The 17,442-nt window shown below is 66.4% G+C and carries 15 protein-coding genes; 9 read left to right on the top strand and 6 right to left on the bottom strand.

Features of this window, described 5'->3' with window-relative positions; all coding sequences use genetic code 11:
* The first annotated feature begins 3 nt into the window (after positions 1-3).
* The 4 genes from U743_RS02170 (at position 4) to U743_RS02155 (ending at position 2,178) form a co-directional block, all read left to right on the top strand.
* Positions 4-396, top strand: coding sequence for a hypothetical protein (locus U743_RS02170; RefSeq protein WP_043765180.1), 393 nt, complete (start codon positions 4-6; stop codon positions 394-396).
* 12 nt (positions 397-408) lie between these two features.
* Positions 409-975, top strand: coding sequence for a hypothetical protein (locus tag U743_RS02165; protein ID WP_052367431.1), 567 nt, complete (start codon positions 409-411; stop codon positions 973-975).
* Positions 972-1,907 carry an RNA polymerase sigma factor SigJ gene (gene sigJ / locus U743_RS02160; RefSeq protein ID WP_052368373.1) on the top strand — a complete coding sequence of 312 codons (936 nt, stop codon included), beginning with the start codon at positions 972-974 and terminating at the stop codon, positions 1,905-1,907. The genes U743_RS02165 and sigJ overlap by 4 nt, the downstream gene beginning before the upstream one ends.
* Positions 1,908-1,989: 82 nt before the next feature.
* Positions 1,990-2,178 carry a hypothetical protein gene (locus U743_RS02155; protein WP_043765177.1) on the top strand — a complete coding sequence of 63 codons (189 nt, stop codon included), beginning with the start codon at positions 1,990-1,992 and terminating at the stop codon, positions 2,176-2,178.
* Positions 2,179-2,270: 92 nt separating this feature from the next.
* On the opposite strand, the gene U743_RS02150 is transcribed toward U743_RS02155, so the two are convergent.
* Positions 2,271-4,664, bottom strand: coding sequence for a putative bifunctional diguanylate cyclase/phosphodiesterase (locus U743_RS02150; RefSeq protein ID WP_198021884.1), 2,394 nt, complete (start codon positions 4,662-4,664; stop codon positions 2,271-2,273).
* 399 nt (positions 4,665-5,063) lie between these two features.
* Between U743_RS02150 and U743_RS02145 the strand changes: the two genes are divergently transcribed.
* Entirely contained in the window at positions 5,064-6,569 is a 1,506-nt protein-coding gene (locus U743_RS02145; RefSeq protein WP_052367430.1) for an alkaline phosphatase PhoX, read from the top strand.
* Between the two features lie 57 nt (positions 6,570-6,626).
* Here the strand turns inward: U743_RS02145 and U743_RS17875 are convergent, their stop codons facing one another.
* Together U743_RS17875 and U743_RS02135 are read right to left on the bottom strand one after the other, a co-directional pair.
* Complete coding sequence (locus U743_RS17875) at positions 6,627-7,820, bottom strand: GGDEF domain-containing protein (RefSeq protein WP_052367429.1); 1,194 nt, start codon at positions 7,818-7,820, stop codon at positions 6,627-6,629.
* A gap of 180 nt (positions 7,821-8,000) precedes the next feature.
* Positions 8,001-8,420, bottom strand: a complete 420-nt coding sequence (locus U743_RS02135; RefSeq protein WP_043765174.1) for a secondary thiamine-phosphate synthase enzyme YjbQ — start codon at positions 8,418-8,420, stop codon at positions 8,001-8,003.
* A 262-nt stretch (positions 8,421-8,682) separates the two neighbouring features.
* On the opposite strand from U743_RS02135, the gene U743_RS02130 reads away from it, so the two are divergent.
* The 3 genes from U743_RS02130 to U743_RS02120 all read left to right on the top strand — a co-directional run bounded on the left by U743_RS02130 (position 8,683) and on the right by U743_RS02120 (position 11,460).
* On the top strand, positions 8,683-9,453 hold the full coding sequence (locus tag U743_RS02130) for an SDR family oxidoreductase (RefSeq protein ID WP_043770744.1): 771 nt from the start codon (positions 8,683-8,685) through the stop codon (positions 9,451-9,453).
* Positions 9,454-9,595: 142 nt separating this feature from the next.
* Positions 9,596-10,687, top strand: a complete 1,092-nt coding sequence (gene ada, locus U743_RS02125) for a bifunctional DNA-binding transcriptional regulator/O6-methylguanine-DNA methyltransferase Ada (protein WP_043765172.1) — start codon at positions 9,596-9,598, stop codon at positions 10,685-10,687.
* A gap of 77 nt (positions 10,688-10,764) precedes the next feature.
* Positions 10,765-11,460, top strand: a complete 696-nt coding sequence (locus tag U743_RS02120) for a transglutaminase-like domain-containing protein (RefSeq protein ID WP_052367428.1) — start codon at positions 10,765-10,767, stop codon at positions 11,458-11,460.
* 25 nt (positions 11,461-11,485) lie between these two features.
* On the opposite strand, the gene U743_RS02115 is transcribed toward U743_RS02120, so the two are convergent.
* The 3 genes from U743_RS02115 to U743_RS02105 form a co-directional block, all read right to left on the bottom strand.
* On the bottom strand, positions 11,486-12,697 hold the full coding sequence (locus U743_RS02115) for an iron-containing alcohol dehydrogenase (RefSeq protein ID WP_084191292.1): 1,212 nt from the start codon (positions 12,695-12,697) through the stop codon (positions 11,486-11,488).
* Positions 12,698-12,836: 139 nt separating this feature from the next.
* Positions 12,837-14,513 (bottom strand): gamma-glutamyltransferase, encoded by a 1,677-nt coding sequence (ggt, locus tag U743_RS02110; RefSeq protein WP_052367427.1) that lies wholly within the window; start codon positions 14,511-14,513, stop codon positions 12,837-12,839.
* Between the two features lie 297 nt (positions 14,514-14,810).
* The gene (locus tag U743_RS02105; RefSeq protein ID WP_052367426.1) at positions 14,811-16,397 is read right to left on the bottom strand and encodes an alkaline phosphatase D family protein; all 1,587 of its coding nucleotides are present in this window, start codon (positions 16,395-16,397) and stop codon (positions 14,811-14,813) included.
* A gap of 516 nt (positions 16,398-16,913) precedes the next feature.
* On the opposite strand from U743_RS02105, the gene U743_RS02100 reads away from it, so the two are divergent.
* The gene (locus U743_RS02100) at positions 16,914-17,393 is read left to right on the top strand and encodes a peroxiredoxin (RefSeq protein ID WP_043765170.1); all 480 of its coding nucleotides are present in this window, start codon (positions 16,914-16,916) and stop codon (positions 17,391-17,393) included.
* The last annotated feature ends 49 nt before the right edge of the window (positions 17,394-17,442 follow it).

Here is a 17,442-nt window from a genome sequence, read left to right as displayed (position 1 = left end):
TCGATGACGAGAATGCGATTGATAACACTGTGGATGCTGGCGCTGGGGCTGGCCGGCAACGGCCTGTTCATGCTGCTCGGGCCGGAGAGCTGGTACCACACGCTGCCCACCGTGCGGGCCACCGGGCCCTTCAACGCGCACTTCGTGCGCGACATCGGCGCGGCTTATCTGGTGGCCGGCGGCGCGCTGATCTGGCTCGCGCTGGGTCGCGCTGGCGGACGTCCGGCTGCGCTGGCAGGTGGCGCCTTCCTCGCCCTGCACGCCCTCGTGCACCTTTGGGACGCCGCCGCCGGCCGCGCCTCATTGGCGCATCTGGCGCAGGACTTCGCGCTCGTGATCCTGGTACCGGCGCTGGTACTGGCGCTGGCGTGGCCCCGCTCCCCTACCCAACGATAAGGAGAAGTGACGATGCTCAAGCGCTTGCTGCACCGACGCCTGCGCCGCTTCGAGGCGGATTTCGATTACGACATGGGCTACGCCCATGAGCTGCTGGAGATCAGTCGCGACGCCTTTATGCGCTTTTCCCGATTCATGGGCATGGCGCGCTACCGCGAGAACCTGCCAGCGCCGGCCTGGCACGCCGCACGACTTGCCGCAACGCTGACCGAGGACTGCGGCCCCTGCGCCCAGCTGGTGGTCACCATGGCCGAACGCGACGGGGTTGCCCCCGAGTTGCTGCGCGCCGTGGTGGCCGGCGATGCTGACGGCATGGACGAGAGCACCGCCCTGGGATGGCGCTTTGCGACGGCCGTGCTGGCGCACGATCCGGAGGCCGACGCACTGCGCGACACGATCCGGCAACGCTGGGGCGATCGCGCCGTCGCTTCGCTAGCGCTGGCTATCGCCAGCGCGCGCGTCTTCCCAACACTGAAGTACGCCCTCGGACACGGCCGGACATGCACGCGGCTGCGCATCGGCGACGCGGAAGCCGCACCGGCGCGACCGACGCTGACGGGCGCAACCAGCCCGGCATGAAGCCCGCCGCGGCCAGCGCCTTCGAGGCCCAGCGTCGGCATCTGCACGGGCTGGCCTACCGCATGCTCGGCTCCCACGCAGAGGCCGAAGACATCGTTCAGGAGGCCTGGCTGCGCTGGCGCGAGGCCGACCATGATTCCGTAATGCAGCCGGGTGCATTCCTGCGCCGGATCGTGGCGCACCTCAGCCTGGACCGCCTGAAGTCCGCGCAAGCACGGCGCGAGGTCTATGTCGGGCCGTGGCGACCGGAGCCGGTGCTGGATGGAGATGAGCAGCAGCAGGACCCTGCGGCCGTGGGTGAACTCGCCGACGATATCTCCTACGCCTTCATGCTTACACTGGAACGCCTGTCCCCGGCCGAGCGCGCGGCCTTTCTGCTGCACGATGTCTTCGAAACCGATTTCGAGGAGGTCGCGCGGGCCCTGGAGCGCTCACCGGCGGCCTGTCGCCAGCTTGCCGCGCGGGCGCGGGCGCGGGTGCGCGAAGCACGGCCGCGCTACCGGGTTTCCGGGGAGTCCGGTCAACGGCTGGCCGAGGCCTTTCTGCAGGCGCTGCGCAGCGGCGAGCTCGACGCGCTGAAAGCGATGCTGGCCGAGGACGCGCGCCTGGTCTCCGACGGTGGCGGCCGCGTCGTCGCGATCGGCATCCCCGTGCACGGCCGCGATCGCGTTGCGCGCGTACTGCACGGCCTGGCGCGCAAGTATCCGCCGCCGGTCGACGCGCGCTTCACGCCCGGCACTGTCAACGGGCTGCCCGGCTATCTGGTGCACTACCCCGACGGCACGCCTATCCAGACAGTGGCCCTGGAGGCGGACAAAGCCGGCTGCATCTGCGGCATCTTCATCGTGCGCAACCCTGACAAGCTGCAGCATCTGGACGCGCGGCACGGACGCGACTCCGGGCATCTACCGGCCGGCGCGGGCTGCGCTTAAGGCATGCATTGATGGAGGCTATTGCCCACCGCCCGCCGCGGCCCCATGCTGGGTACGTCCATCCAATTGTGGGAGACGCTGAATGAGCACCAAGGACCGGAAGCAGGATCGCGAGAGCGAAAAGACCGGGGACGAGAAGCACACGGAGGAGATCGTCGACGAATCCCTAGACGAGACCTTTCCGGCCAGCGATCCGCCTGGCTCGACGACCACAACCGATGACCAGGACGACATGCGGGAGCAGAGGAAAAAGGAAGAAGGCGGGAACTAGCGCCCGCTGCCCGCTGTGCGGAAGGCCGGCCGTTCCTCGGAATGCGCTTTCAGGCAGCCTGAAAAGCATCGACCGTCGGAACCTCGCGCAGGCTATACGGCCATGCGCTCCGTCACGTCGATGAGCACCGGCCGCCCCACTCGCGCCGGGCGGAGCGTGAAGTCGCCCAGACCGGTGGGGGCGCCGATGGCGAAGCCCTGGACCTGATCGCAGCCGAGTTGCTTGAGCCGGCGGCGAACGCCCTCGGTTTCGACGAACTCGGCGATGGTGCCCTTGCCCATGGAGTGCGCGACCTCGATGATGCAGCGGGTGATGGCCTCGTGCACCGGGTCGCTGTCGAGGTCGTGCACGAAGGCGCCGTCGATCTTCACGTGGTCGACGGGCAAGGCGTTGAGATAGGCAAAGGATGAGCTGCCGATGCCGAAATCGTCGAGGGCGAAGCTGCAGCCGTAACCGCTGAGGCGATTCATGAAGGCGATGGCCGCGTCGATATTCGAGATCGCCATGGTCTCGGTGACCTCGAAGCAGAGGCGGTCTGCTGGAAAGGCTGACCGGGCGATGCGGGCAGTGACGAGATCAATGTAGCGCGGGTCGCTCATGGCCGCGCCGCTGACGTTGACGTTGATCTGGTCAATGCGCTCGGCGCAGTCGACGTTATCGTTCAGCCAGTCCAGCACCGTAGTAACGACCCAGGAATCCAGCTCGATGATCTTGCCGTAGCGCTCGGCCGCAGCGAGGAAGGAGCCGGGCAGAATCACGCTACCGTCGGGGTCGCGCATACGCAGCAGGACTTCGAAGCGACGTGGCGGGCTGTCACGGGCGAGATCCAGAGGCAGGATGGGCTGCCAGACGAGGTGGAAGCGATCCTCGTCGTGCGCATCCTGCAGGCGGCCGAGCCAGTCCATCTCCTCGTGATGGCGCGTAATGCTGTCATCGTCCGGATGCGATACGTACAGTTGGTTGCGGCCAGCCTCCTTGGCGGCATAGCAGGCGTGGTCGGCCACACTGAGCAGCCGCGCTACGTCGTACTCACCGGCCGAGAAGGGCACGATACCGATGCTCACGCCCAGGCTGAAACTGCGCGTACCCCAGCTGAAGCGGAAAGCGGCAATCTCGGAGCGGATCTTCTCGGCGATGCACTCGGCGGTGCCGACCGGGCATTCCTGCAGCAGGATGCCGAACTCGTCGCCTCCCAAGCGTGCCAGCGTATCGCCGGCGCGCAGGCAGCCACGGATGAGCGCCGCCAGCTCGGTGAGCATGGCGTCACCAGCCATATGCCCGCAGGTGTCGTTGACGACCTTGAACTGATCAAGGTCGAGGTAGAACAACATAGAGGGCGCGCCATCCGGCGCCACCCGATCGACAGCCTGCTTCAACCGGCGCTCGAACTCGTAACGGTTGAGCAAGCCTGTGAGCAGATCATGCTTGGCGCGGAAAGACAGCTCCTGCGCCAGACGCCGCGATTCGGTGACGTCGTGCGCGATAGCGACGTAGTTCAAGGGCTGGCCGTTGATGTCGCGCACCAGCGTCACGTTCAGCTGCGCGACGACGGCATGGCCGTCGGCCCGCTGGTAGCGCCGTTCGCCCAGCGAGGTATCCGCCAACCCCGGAACCGGCAGTGTAGCCGGGCGCTGGGCGCGAGCGCCGGCGTCGAGCGCGAGGAAATCCACCTCGCGCGCGCCGATCAGGCGCTCGCGCGGATAACCGAGCATGCGGCACAGGCTGTCATTCACGTGCGTCCAGCGACCGTCGAGGGCAATGTGGGCGATCCCCACCGGCGCCACATCGAAGGTCTTGCGGAAGCGCTCCTCGGCCTCATAGGTGCGCGCGATGAAGATGCGAGCAGTGACCTTGCGCACGACACAGGCCCCCATGGCCAACAGCAGTACGGCCGAAGACAACAACACAACGGCAAGCACAGCCTGCATCGATCGCGCCGCCTCGCCAAGACGCTCGGAGAAGGCCCTTTCCAGCGGTAGCAGCTCCAGGTCGATGCGGTCCAGCTGGGCGAGCAGCCGCTCGGAAGCCGCGGGTGTCATCGCGTCGTTGCGTCGCGCGCTTCGGATCTGCAGTGCCAACGCTTCCAGCGCGACGATATGGGTATCTGCCTCCCGCCAGGCGTCGATGGCGTGGGCGAACTCACTCTGCCAGCCAAACCAGCGGTACAGCCGCACCATCAGGGGCGCGTCCTCAGAGTGCGAGCCTCCCGCGACAATATGCGAGACCGCCACTGGCATGCGGAAATCAGGTTCATCCATTTCCAGACGCGCGCGGTGATAGGCCAGGGGCACCTTCAGGCCGTCGGTGAAGCGCGCCCAGGCTTGCTCGTCACCAGTGTGGAGATAGCGTTCCAACTGGTGTACCGCTTCCTTGCGGCCCTTCGACCACTCGCTTTCCCCGGCCGAGAAGCCGCGAATGCCCTGGTTCAATGCCAAAGCGCCGTACATCATCGCAAGCAGCAGGAAGACGATCAGCAGCAGGGCCACGAATGGCCACAGCGGGCGGCCGGGGGAGAGCACCGTGCGCAGCGTGACCCACAAACTTACTGCACCGCTCGAGCGATCAGCCGGCGCTGCAGCGAGGGCGCCGGCAGCGGCCGTATGTAACCCCGCATCGCTTCTGGACGTCGGCATCGGCTTGCGCCTCGCAGCGGAAGGCAGGAAGCGATATTGGGCGCAGCACTGGTGCTTGTCGACGGTGAATACCCCGCCTTCCGACAAGCGCCTGAAAGCATCCGACCGGCGGGAATGCAGCCAATGTGCAGCCCGAAAGCATGCGCTGTACTCGACCACGGTGCGACTGATTGACACCGAAACGCAACGCGCTGGTCATAATATTGGCGCGGTTGCTTTAATTACCCTCTTCCTAACTCGCGCGACGAAGCCATGACCCAAAGGGCCACGCACCCGATCCTCAGCGATATCCAGCAGCGCGGCCTTCCGCGACGTGTCTTTCTGCGCAACCTGCTCTTCGCCGCCGGCAGCGTGCCGGTCGCCAGCTGGCTCACCGCCTGCGGCGGCTCCGGCTCCGGTACCGGCGGGAATGCCGCGCGCGATCCGGGCTTTCGCAGCGCCTTCGCCGACATGGGGCCACTGCAGGCAGCCGACGGCAACGGCGTACAGCTGCCCGCCGGCTTCAGCTCGCGCGTCGTGGCGGTAGTCAACGAAGCGCCGATTCCCGAACAGCCTGACTTCGTCTGGCATTCGGACCCGGACGGCGGCGGCGTCTTCCGCACAGAGGACGGCGGCTGGATCTACGTCTCCAACTCGGAGGCACGCGACGCCACGACGCTGTTCTCGGCACTTCCGGATACGCCACTGCTCTCGGACCTGCTGTCGCGCGATACGCTGGAGGCCGTCGAAGGGGGCATTGGCGCCATCACCGGGCTGCTCAAGGGATCGGTGCCGCTGGTGCTGCCCTTCTCCGGCGGCGTCAGCGCGCTGCGCTTCGACGCCGATGGAAATCTGGTCGACGCCTATCCGATCCAGCGCAACACCTCCACCAACTGCTCAGGCGGCGCCACGCCCTGGGGAACCTGGATCAACGGCGAGGAAATCCTGGACGGCTTCATGTTCGAGGCCAGCCCGTTGCGCGACGGAGGCACGCCCCGGCGCCTGGACCGCTTCGGCCGCAAGGCGCACGAGCAAGTGGCGGTGGACGAGGCCGCACGCGCGATCTATCACACCGAGGACATCACCGGAGACGACCGCTTCTACCGCACGGTCTTCCCGACCGACGCCTGGCCGGCCGGCGGCGCGCCGGACTTCGAGCGGGGCGTGCTGCAGGTGCTGGCGGTGGACGACGGCCTTGACGCCGCGCGCCAGGGCCCGGTGCCGATCCGCTGGGTGGATGCCATCGACGACGGCACGCCACAGCCGCAGGTCTATCAGAACGAGACCACCGTCTTCGCCGGAAACGAAGGCCTGTGGTTCCTTAAGGGCTTCGTCTTCTTCTCCACCAAGGGCGACAACAACGTCTGGGCCATCGACACCGTCGGCGGCACCATCGAAAGCATCTACAACCCGAAAGACGGCCCCGTCGGATCACCGGTGGACCCGGACGAGCCACCGCTGACCGGCGTCGACAACCTGGCCATGACGCTGGACGGCGAGATGATCGTCGTCGAGGACGGCGGCGACATGCGCGCGATGGTGCTGCTGCCCGATGGCCGCACCATCCCGCTGCTGCGTCTGCCCGGCCCGGCCGATGCAGCGTTGCCCTCCGAGGTCACCGGCCCAGCATTCTCGCCGGACGGACGCCGCCTCTACGTGGCGAGCCAGCGCGCCATGCGCGACGGCACACCGACCAGCTTCGGCCGCGGCGGCGTCATCTACGAGATCACGATGCCCTTTTCCGTGCGGGTTGACGCACCACTGGCGCGGGCGCTGTAGCGCGTCCCGCTTCAGGAGCGGCGGAGGGCGGCGAATCGTGCCGCACGCTCGGTGGCCTCAGCCGTGAAGACCGTCGCCATCAACGGGCGCTGCTGCGGCTGCGACGCGCTCGTCTGACACCACAACCCGGTTGCGGCCCTGCGCTTTTGCGACATAGAGGGCTCGGTCCGCGTGCGTGATGGCACCGGACATATTGCCGTGCATCAAGCCGGCCACGCCGACGCTAACGGTCACGCGCATCGGCTTGCCGTCGTACACCACCTCGGCGGCCTCTACCGCCGCACGCAGCCGTTCGCCGATCTCCTTCGCCGCGCCCAGGCCGACTCCGGGCAGCAGCAGCCAGAACTCCTCGCCGCCGGCGCGCGCAAACAGATCATCGTTGCGCAGATGCGGCTTCACGGTCTGCGCAAAGCGCTGCAGCACCGCGTCTCCGGCATCGTGGCCATGCTGGTCGTTGAATAACTTGAAATCGTCGATATCGAGGACGAGAACCGCTGCCGGCTCGCCCCGCTCCCACCCCGGATTTGCCTCCCACGCGCGGGACAGAAAAGCACGACGATTCAGCGTCCCGGTGAGCAGGTCTTCACTCGCCAGCCGCTCAAGTCGGAGTTCGAGTCGCTGGCTGGTCATGAGCAGGAAGCCGAAGGGCATGAAGAATACGATCGCGTGCGCAGTGACAAACCAGATTGCTTCGATACGCCCACCGTCGAACAGACGCGCGATGTCGGGATTCAGAACCGTGGCCACTGCCCGTGTGACGGCGACCAGGATGCAGACTCCGCAAACCGCGGCAACGAAGCGATAGACAAAACGCTGCCCAGCGTGAGAATCCGCGAGCAGCGCTCGCATCATCAGCATCCAGGGCACACATGCCACAAGACTGAACAAGACCACGCGCGCGGCGAAGGAAGGCGCCACCATGCTCCAGTAGGCGAATCCTGCACTGGCTGCCAGCGGCACCACGACGACGACTGTCCATGAAATTCTGCGTCCAACGAATATCGCCGTCGCGGCATACATCAGCATCAAGCCACTGATGATCAGGCCATTGCCGACGACAATCGTGATCAAATCCGGAAGTCGCGCGCGCAGGCCGACAAGAATGACCCCGAGCCCCAGGCCAAGGAAGGCCAGCGCCCAGTACCGAACCGCCACCTCACGATGGTGCACGCGCCAGACATAGAGCATGGCCACCATGGCAAAGATGGCAGTGATGCCGATCATCAGCACCACCGTCGACAGATCCAGCACTAGCGGTCACCGGGCGGGTCAGGACAGACGGCCATTGTTCCACGCCTCAGCCCGCGACCGGCACGGCAACGGGGGCCACACCCATCGTTGGGCAGTGGATGGGCGGTGGACGGCCCGGTCACACCCGCCATCGGTGGTTTCGATCTGTCCGGCCGAGCGCTCCAGAGCTTGCAGTGCCGCTCACTCGCCCTGGACCGTGGCGATGACGCGGCGCGCACCGCCATCGTTACGGTGCTCGCAGAGATAGATCCCTTGCCATGTGCCCAGCCGCAGCCCACCGCGGTGCACGGGGATCGTCAGTTCGCACCCCAGCAGGCTGGACTTGATGTGCGCCGGCATGTCCTCGCTGCCCTCGAGGGTGTGCTCAAAGTAGGGTGCGTCCTCGGGCACGGCCTGATTGACCCAGCGCTCGAAGTCGCCCCGGACCGTGGGATCGGCGTTCTCGTTGATGCTGAGCGCCGCCGAAGTGTGCTGCAGGAAGAGATGCAGCAACCCGACCTGCACCGAGGCCAGCTCGGGCAGCGCCGAGACGATCTCGTCGGTGATCAGATGGAAGCCGCGCGAACGCGGCCGCAGGCGGGTTTCGGTCTGATACCACATGAACGCAGGATAATTGCCGACTGGCACTTTTGCGTGCGCACGTCAGCCCCCCCCCCCCGGAGGCACCGCGTGCTTACGACGAAGCTCACCCAAGCCGCGCACAGCACGGCGACAAGCTCCGTAGCAGCGCCGTCGATCACGCACCGACCCCGCTCGAATTCCGTTCGCTCAGCCCCGGCAATTCGAGAGCAGGAACCGGATAGCGAAGCACCCTGGCCACGGGCAGATTTCTCCCCTCTCATCATGAAGACAGGAGTTGGAGATGCTCGCACTCGCAGGGAAAGTTGCCATCGTCACCGGTGCCAGTTCCGGCATCGGCCGCGCTACGGCCAGGCTGTTCGCCGAGCAGGGGGCCCGGGTAGTGGTCGCGGCGCGCCGTCAGCACGAACTGGACACGCTGGTTTCGGAGGTCACCGCCACCGGCGCGGAAGCTGTCGCCCTTGCCGGAGATGTACGCGATGAGGCATTCGCAAAACGTTTGGCGGGGACGGCGGTGGAGCGCTTCGGCGGCCTCGATGTCGCGTTCAACAATGCCGGCGTGTTCGGAGAGCTGACGCCGACCTTGGATAGGTCCATCGAGGACTGGCAGGACGTTCTCGCCACCAACCTCACCAGCGCCTTCCTCGGCGCCAAGCACCAGATCCCGGTCATGCTCCAGAGGGGCGGTGGCTCGATAATCTTTACGTCATCATTCGTGGGTTGCGGCATCGGCCTACCCGGCGCAGGCGCCTATGCGGCAAGCAAGGCCGGCATCGTCGGCCTCATGCAGGTACTTGCCGCCGAGCTGGGTGACCGGGGCATCCGCGCAAACGCCATTCTCCCGGGCGGCGTCGACACACCGATGAACATGGCGAATGCGCCCGACGCCGGGCCGGAAGTGCAGGAATTCGTCAACGGGCTTCATGCCGTCAAGCGAATAGCGTCGCCCGAAGAGATCGCGCAATCCGTGCTGTACCTCGCCTCGGACGCTTCGAGCTTTGTGACGGGAGAGGCCCATCGCGTCGACGGCGGTGTATCCATCAGCCGCAACTGAGCGAGCGGCCTCCGGGTTTCCCGGTGGCCGCTCGCACCGCCATCGCCGGAACCGGCGAACCCGAAAGCAGAATCCGGAGTGTGGCGCCCCTGGGCCGTTGCTACGCTCCGTTCAAGACACCGAATGGTGGAGAACGTGCGTCATGGATACCGCATCGAAGACTCGCCCCCAGACCGATATCACCACCGATGATCCGCGCTGGGCGGCGGTAGTGGAACGCGACCCCGCCGCAGACGGACACTTCTACTACGCGGTTGTCACCACCGGCGTGTACTGCAGACCTTCGTGCCCTACCCGGCTCGCGCGCCGCGAGAACGTACGCTTCCATCCCAATCGGGAAAGCGCCGAGCGCGCGGGATTTCGTCCCTGCCGACGCTGCCGTCCGGACGGAGCTTCGCTCGCGGAGCGGCGCACGGCAGCAATCGCCGCGGCCTGCCGAAGCATTGAGGCTTCGGAGACGATGCCGAGCGTCAGCTCTCTCGCGCAGAAGGCCGGCATGAGCAGTTCCCATTTCCACCGCGTTTTTCGCGAGATAACCGGCGTGACGCCGCGGCAGTACGGCGCCGCCCACCGCGGCCGCCGGCTACGGGAGGAGCTACGTCGCGCGAAGAACGTCACGGACGCCATATTCGAAGCGGGCTTCAGCACCGTCAGCCGCTTCTATGAACACGCCGACGACTTGCTCGGAATGCCCCCCGCGCATTACCGCAACGGCGGGGCCAGTGCGACCATCCACTTCGCCGTGGGCGAATGCTCTCTCGGGTCCATCCTTGTCGCCCGGAGCGCGCGCGGTGTATGCGCCATTTTCCTTGGTGACGACCCCGATACCCTCGCCCGCGATCTGCAGGACCAGTTTCCCAATGCCGCTCTGGTAGGCGGCGACGAGGCATTCGAGGCTCTGGTCGCGCAGGTGGTGGGCTTCGTCGAAGCGCCGCGAATCGGCCTGGACCTGCCACTGGATCTTCGCGGCACCGCCTTCCAGCAGCGCGTTTGGCAGGCCCTGCGCGAGATCCCATCCGGCGAGACGGCAACCTATGCGGAGATCGCACAACGCATCGGTGCACCCAAAGCGGCACGGGCCGTGGCCCGCGCCTGCGCCCGCAATCCGCTCGCGGTGGCCATTCCCTGCCATCGGGTGATTAGGCAGGATGCCAGTCTCTCCGGCTATCGCTGGGGAGTGGAGCGCAAGCGCGTCCTGCTAGCTCGGGAATCAAGCGAGACACGGTCCGAGTAGTCCCTACTACTGGCTGGAGTCTGCCCGCCAAACCGACATCGACGTAGCGCCCGAGCGCGTGCGGGTAGGATGCGGGGATGATTTCCGAGACAAACACCCGGCCCGCATCGCCACAGGAAGCGCTGACACCCGGCCGCTACATCGACGCAGACCACCCGCGCATTCTCGCCTTCGCGGAGGGCAACGGCGGCGATGATCCAGCGCCGCGCGCCCGCGCCGTGGCGCTGTACTACGCTGTGCGCGACGGCCTGCGCTACGACCCCTATCGCATCGATATGGCGCCGGAGGGCATGCGTGCCAGCGCCGTGCTGGAAGCCGGGCGCGGCTTCTGCGTAACCAAGGCCGTACTCTACGCGGCAGTGCTGCGTGCGGTCGGCATCGGCGCACGCATTGGCTTCGCGGATGTGCGCAACCACATGAGCTCGCCGCGGCTGCGCGCGGCCATGGGCACCGACCTCTTCCGCTATCACGGCTACACCGAGGTCTTTCTGGACGGACGCTGGATCAAGGCGACGCCGGCCTTCAACCGCGAACTCTGCGAGAAGGCCGGCACGCTGCCGCTGGAGTTCGACGGCCGCGAGGATTCGGTCTTCCACGCCTTCGACGCCAGCGGCAACCGCCACATGGAATACGTCGCCGACCACGGCTGGCGCTGGGACCTGCCCTACGAGGAAGTCATGGCCGCCTATCGCGCCGCCTACCCGAAGATGATGGGCAACGACGCCGCGCAGCTCGACGGCGACTTCCACGCCGAGGTCAGCGGCGGGGACTGAACCCGCCGCCCGGAAGCCGCCAGCGTCAGGCTGGTAGCAGCTGCTTCAGGAAGCGCTCGCTGGTGTCGCGATCCATGTAGAGGGGCACGGCGTAGAACCAGTTGGCCTCCGAGCGCGCGTTGGTCGCGATGGTCGGAATATCCGCAGCGTCGAGTTCGTCGACGCGCGCGGGGATGCCGAAGCGCTGATTGAGGTCGCGGATGTGCGCGATGAAAGCGTCGGCCAGCGCTGCCTCGGAAGCACTCTGCTCACCGACACCGGCGATGCGCGCCAACTCGGCCAGCCGAGAGCGACTGGCGTGCTTGGAATACTCCAGCACGTAGGGCAACAGGATGGCGTTCGCCTTGCCGTGAGGGATGTGGTATCGAGCACCGAAGTTATGCGCAAAGGCGTGCACATAGCCGACACCGGCCTTGGTGAAGGCCAGACCGGCCTTGTAGGAGGCCACCGCCATCTGCGAGCGGGATTCCAGATCCTTGCCGTCAGCCATGACGCGCGGCAGGTGCTCCATGATCAGTGCCACGGCCTCGCGTGCCTCGGCGTCGGTTTCCTTGGTGGCATTGCGCGAGATGAAGGCCTCGACGGCGTGCGTCAGCGCGTCCATGCCGGTGGCAGCAGTAATCGCCGCCGGCACGCCCGTCATCAGGCTGCCGTCGAGCGCGGCCATGCGCGGCACGAGGCGGAAATCCATGATCGCGAACTTGCGCACCTTCTCCGGATCGGAAACCACCGCGGCGATGGTGACCTCGGAGCCGGTGCCGGCGGTGGTGGGCACGGCGTAGAGCGGCGCCGGGCTGCGCAGCAGCCGGAACAGACCGGCCATCCAGCGCACACCATGCGGATTACGGGCGCGCGCGGCGATGACCTTGGCGGCATCGATGGAGGAGCCGCCACCGACGGCGATGATCGCCTCGCAGCCCTGCCCCTTGTAGATGTCGACGCCGGTCTCGATCTGCTCGATAGTCGGATCGGGCTTGACGCCGTCATAGGTGACGACGCCCACACCCAGCGATTCCAGCTTCTCCTGAATGGGCTTGACCAGGCCAAGCTCGACCAGCATGGCGTCGGTCACCAGCAGCACCTTCTTCGCGCCCGTGGCGGCGATGGCGTCGCAGAGCTGCATCGCAGCCCCCGCGCCGCGGAAAGTCTCGGGAACACGGATCGGCAAGATGAAAGTCCCGACCTTGAGCAGGAACTGCAGGAAACGGAAAAACAGAGTCTGAATCTGGAACAGCACGGGCGCTCCCCCTCGTCGAATGGCGGCGTACACAGCCCCTATTCTGCGCTGTCCCGCGCCAGCGGGCGACCAGCGGTGCCGCCGAGGAGGCTTCTGCAGCGCGCCGGGCGCCGCCACAGCGGGCGCCCGGCAGCGCTGGCTAGTGCGCGCTCAGTACCCGTGCCGCGCCCTGACCACGCGGATCCGATGCCGCCTCGACGACGCCGCGCTCGGTGTCCCAGTGAATCGCCTGCATGTCGCCGAAGGCCTCCCGCTGCGGGCGCAGCATGTGCCCGCGCTGCTTGAGAGATTGCATCTGACGGCCGCTCAGGGTGTTGGCCTCAATTTCCACCACATTGGGCAGATACTGATGATGCAGGCGCGGCGCCGCGACGATCTGGTCGACGTCGAGGCCATTGACGTGCAGCAGCACCGCCAGCAGGGTCATGTTGAGGGTGCGACTACCACCCGGTGTGCCCGTGATGAAAACGCCGCGCGGACCTTCAACGAAGATGGGGGTCATCGTCGACAGTGGCCGCTTGTGCGGCTGGACGTGATTGGCACGGGCGTGCAAACGGCCCGAAACGTCGCGTGCCAGCGGCGCGGTCGCGAAGTCGTCCATCTGATTGTTCAGCACCACGCCGGTGCCCGGCGGCATGTAGCCGGACCCGAAGAGACTGTTGATCGACAGCGTCGCCGACACGCGATTACCGGCCGCATCGATGATGGAGAAGTGTGTCGTGTTGCGACCCTTCTCGCGCTGCTGCAACAGGGCCACATCCGTGCGCGGAACTGTCCCCGCCATACGGCCGACGCTGTCGGCCATCTGCGCGACATAGGAAGGGCTCGTCAGGCGGTCGGCCGGCACGTCGACGAAGCCCGGGTCGCCCAGATGCACCGCCATGTCGCGATGCGCCAAGCGCATGATCTCGATCAGCTCGTGCCAGGCGGTGGCATCGTCGGATGGCGGCCAGTCGCGTGCCTCCAGCGCACCCAACATCTGCGCGAGGGTCACACCACCTGCGCCCGGCAAGGGCACCGTGGTCACGCGATGCCCACGGTAGGCAATACGAGCCGGCTCGCGCTCGGCGACGCGGTAGCGGCGCAGGTCGTCCCGCCGCCAGATGCCACCGTCGTTGAAGACGCCCTGACGCAGCCTCGCAGCGACCTCACCGTCATAGAAACCCTGGGCGCCGTGGGCGGCCAGCGCTTGCAGCGTTCGCGCCAGATCGCGCTGCACCAGCCTCTCGCCCGGCTTCAGGACACGGCCGCCCGGCATGAAGACCGCGCGTGCCGCCGGTGACAGCCGGCCGGCGGTGGCGCGGATGGCGCCGACCAGCTTGGCATCCACGGCGAAGCCCTTGCGGGCGAGTTCGATCGCGGGCGCAAGATTGTCGGCAAGGCTGCGGCTGCCCATCCGCTCGCTGATGTGCGCCAGCGCAGCCGGCGTGCCCGGAATGGCCGAGCCCAGCGGACTGTCCCGGGAGAAGTGCGGCACAGGCCTTCCGTCGGCATCCAGATACATGTCACCGGTGGCCGCGTCGGGGGCTGTTCCACGCGCGTCCACGACGAGATCCTTTCCGCCGGCCGCGCGGTGCATAAGGAAGAAGCCGCCACCGCCCAACCCGGATTCCTGCGGCTCGACGACCGCGAGCACGGCCGCCATGGCGACCGCCGCATCGAAGGCGTTACCACCTGCTTCGAGCACTTCCGATCCGGCCTGAGTGGCCAGCGGATGCGCGCTGGAAACCGCTGGTAACGGCGTTGCTGCAGCGAGCAACGACGGAGCCAGCAGGAGCGCCAGAGCGCAGATGAAATTGCGGGTATTGTTGTACATGGCAGGCTCCCGAAATGGGGACCTCCACACACTGAACGCACACATCGGCTCGGCGAAGCACCAAGGCGACACGCGGTGGCCCGGAGCCGACCAACAGCTGGCGCAACGGCCCGGCCGGCGGATCGGACCTCATTCCGGCTCTCCCAGCCAGCGTTGGACTCTTCCCGCCATACTCGCGCGGTCAGGACGCCCCTTGAGAATGCAGACTCTCGGGCCGCTGCGATACCGCAGTTCGCGCGACGGCGCTAAACGCTGCCCAGTGCCCGTGATAGAACAAGGGGCACCGCTGATTCGGCGTCATGGATCACCAGCGAGCAGCGGCATCAGCCGCAGCACCGTCTCGCCCTCGCGAAGCTGCAACACCCGCCCGCTGCGCTCCTGCTGGCTGGGGAGCAGGACGCTGAGCGGATAGAAATAGGCTGCTTCGCAGCGCCGGGCGTCGATATCGAGCACGGCATAACCGTGCCCTCCGTCACTGGTGCCCTCGGAGTGCCGGATATGCGGATGCAACAGCCGGAAGTAGGCACCTACGCCGATGGGAATGGCCAGCGGCGTAGTCACCGAAGGGCAGACGAATTCGACACCCACCGATCCGCGTTCACCGGGCACGTAGCTCTCGCGGTCGCGCGAGTCGGGCGTCAGTTCGTTGCAGAAGGTCGAGTGAATATCGCCGGAGACCACCACGACATTGTCGATGGCGGGACCGCCGTCGCTGCCGCCGAAGGCTTCGAAAAGCCGGTTGCGCTGCGCGATGTAGCCGCTCCAGGAATCGGCAAGAAAGGGCTCGCCAGGCAGCAATTCCAGGGGCGCGAGCATGGTCTGCTGGGCGACCACCTTCCAGCGCGCACCGGAGCGGCGCATGCCGTCGATCAGCCAGCGCTCCTGCGCTGCACTCATCATCATGCGATCCGGGTCGACCGCCTCCTCGGCGTTCTCTGGCGGGGGGGAGCGGCCGTCGAAGCGCGTGTCGAGCACGAAGAACTCGACGAGGTCGCCGTAGCGCGTGCGCCGATAGAAATCCGCGCCGTGATTGGGGTTGTATTCCTCGCGCACCGGCAGCCATTCGAAATAGGCCTGGATGCCGGCACGCTTGCGGTCCTGCCATGGGCCATCAACCGCCTCGTCGTGATTACCGGCACCGTCGTCGTAGCTGTTGTTCGCGGTTTCGTGGTCGTCCCAGGTGCAGATCCAGGGATGCGCGGCGTGAGCGGCCTGCAGATCCGGATCGGTCTTGTAGACAGCGTGCCGCGTGCGATAGTCATCCAGGCTGACCGCAGCGTGGCTCGGCGGCATGTGCCGCTCCGGCAGCAAATTGGTGCCTTCCAGATCATCGGCACCGTATTCGTAGATGTAGTCGCCCAGACTGAAGACGACATCCAGATCCGGCTGGCGCGCGACTCCGCCATAGGCGTTGAAATAGCCGAAGGAATACAGCGCGCACGAGGTGATCGCGAAGCGCACGCGCTCTACCGCCGCGCCGGGGGCCGGCGCGGTCTTCGTACGGCCGGACATCGACCGGGCTTCTCCGACGGAGAAGCGATACCAATAATGGCGGTGCGGCTCCAAGCCACGCGGAACCACCTTGACGGTGTAGTCACGACTGGCGTCAGTGACGACCGTGCCGTGGGCGACGACCTCCTCCATCGCCTCGTCCTCGGCAATCTCCCAGCGCACCGGCACGGGCATATCCTCGCCAGGCGTCACTCGCGTCCAGAGCACGACCGAATCCGGCTCCGGATCGCCGGAGGCAACGCCGTGCCGGAATTCCACCATACCGTCGAACTGCAGTGCTGACGCCTGGCGACCTCCACTGTCGTCGCAGCCGCTCAGTAGCGGCAGTGCGCTGGCAGCGGCGGCAGCGCCGAGAAAGCCGCGTCGCGACACACCAAGCGCTGCCCTGTTTCGACGCCATAGCCGCTTTGGATCAAGCTTGCCCATCGATATCCCCTCTCCCCGCCTTTGACGGCAATAGCTACGGGCTCCTTGGTCGCGCTGCCTGTCGCTGCGCGCCGGCACGGCCTCTTGCCGGCCCTCAGAAAACACGTCACCCCACAACCGCGTGCAAGCTCCATAGTCCGCGCTATCGCTTTGCCGCCGTCAATCGTAGGAATGCAGGAACGCGCCGTTGCACCGTTGACAGAAGAACCGAACATGTTGACGAGGTCATGACAAGGGCTTTGGAAAGCGTGGCTGCTCGCTGCCGGAAACTAACGACCGCGGCCGGACAGTGCGCTTCTGGAATCTCTTCAATAGTCGGGGCTGGCTCACTGGGTGGCCGGCCGGAGAAGCTGAGCCGGGTGCAGGTAGCCGTCGGTCCATTGCAAGTGACCTCGACGGGATAACGATAGCCCCCTGCGGGCTGGCATAGTGACGAACCAGTCACGCGAGCAGGAGCCAACAATGGCCATCAACACCGGCGACAAGATTCCCGAAGCGAAGGTCTTCACGATGGGTTCAGAGGGTCCGAAGCCCATTCAGACCAGCGATATCTTCGCGGGCAAGAAGGTCGTGCTCTTCGGCGTGCCCGGCGCCTTCACGCCCGGCTGTTCACAGGCGCATCTGCCCGGCTACGTCGTCAAGGCCGACGACATCAAGGCCAAGGGCGTCGACACCATCGTCTGCATGGCCGTCAACGACGCCTTCGTCATGGATGCCTGGGGCAAGACACAGAACGCCGAGAATCTGCTCATGGTTGGTGACGGAAACGCCGAATTCACCAAGGCCATGGGCCTTGAGATGGACGGCAGCGGCTTCGGCCTGGGAACACGCTGCCAGCGCTTCGCAATGATCGTCGATGACGGTGTGGTCACGCATGCGGCCGTCGAGCCCAAAGGCGAGATCACCGTCAGCTCCGCCGAATCGGTACTCGAGAAGCTCTGAGAAGGACCTCCCGAAGTCTGCGCCGCCGGTGTATGCTGCCGAACTAGCT

Origin of the sequence: Algiphilus aromaticivorans DG1253 (genome assembly GCF_000733765.1) — a bacterium.
Taxonomy (GTDB): domain Bacteria; phylum Pseudomonadota; class Gammaproteobacteria; order Nevskiales; family Nevskiaceae; genus Algiphilus; species Algiphilus aromaticivorans.
This window is presented reverse-complemented; position numbering and strand designations above follow the sequence as displayed.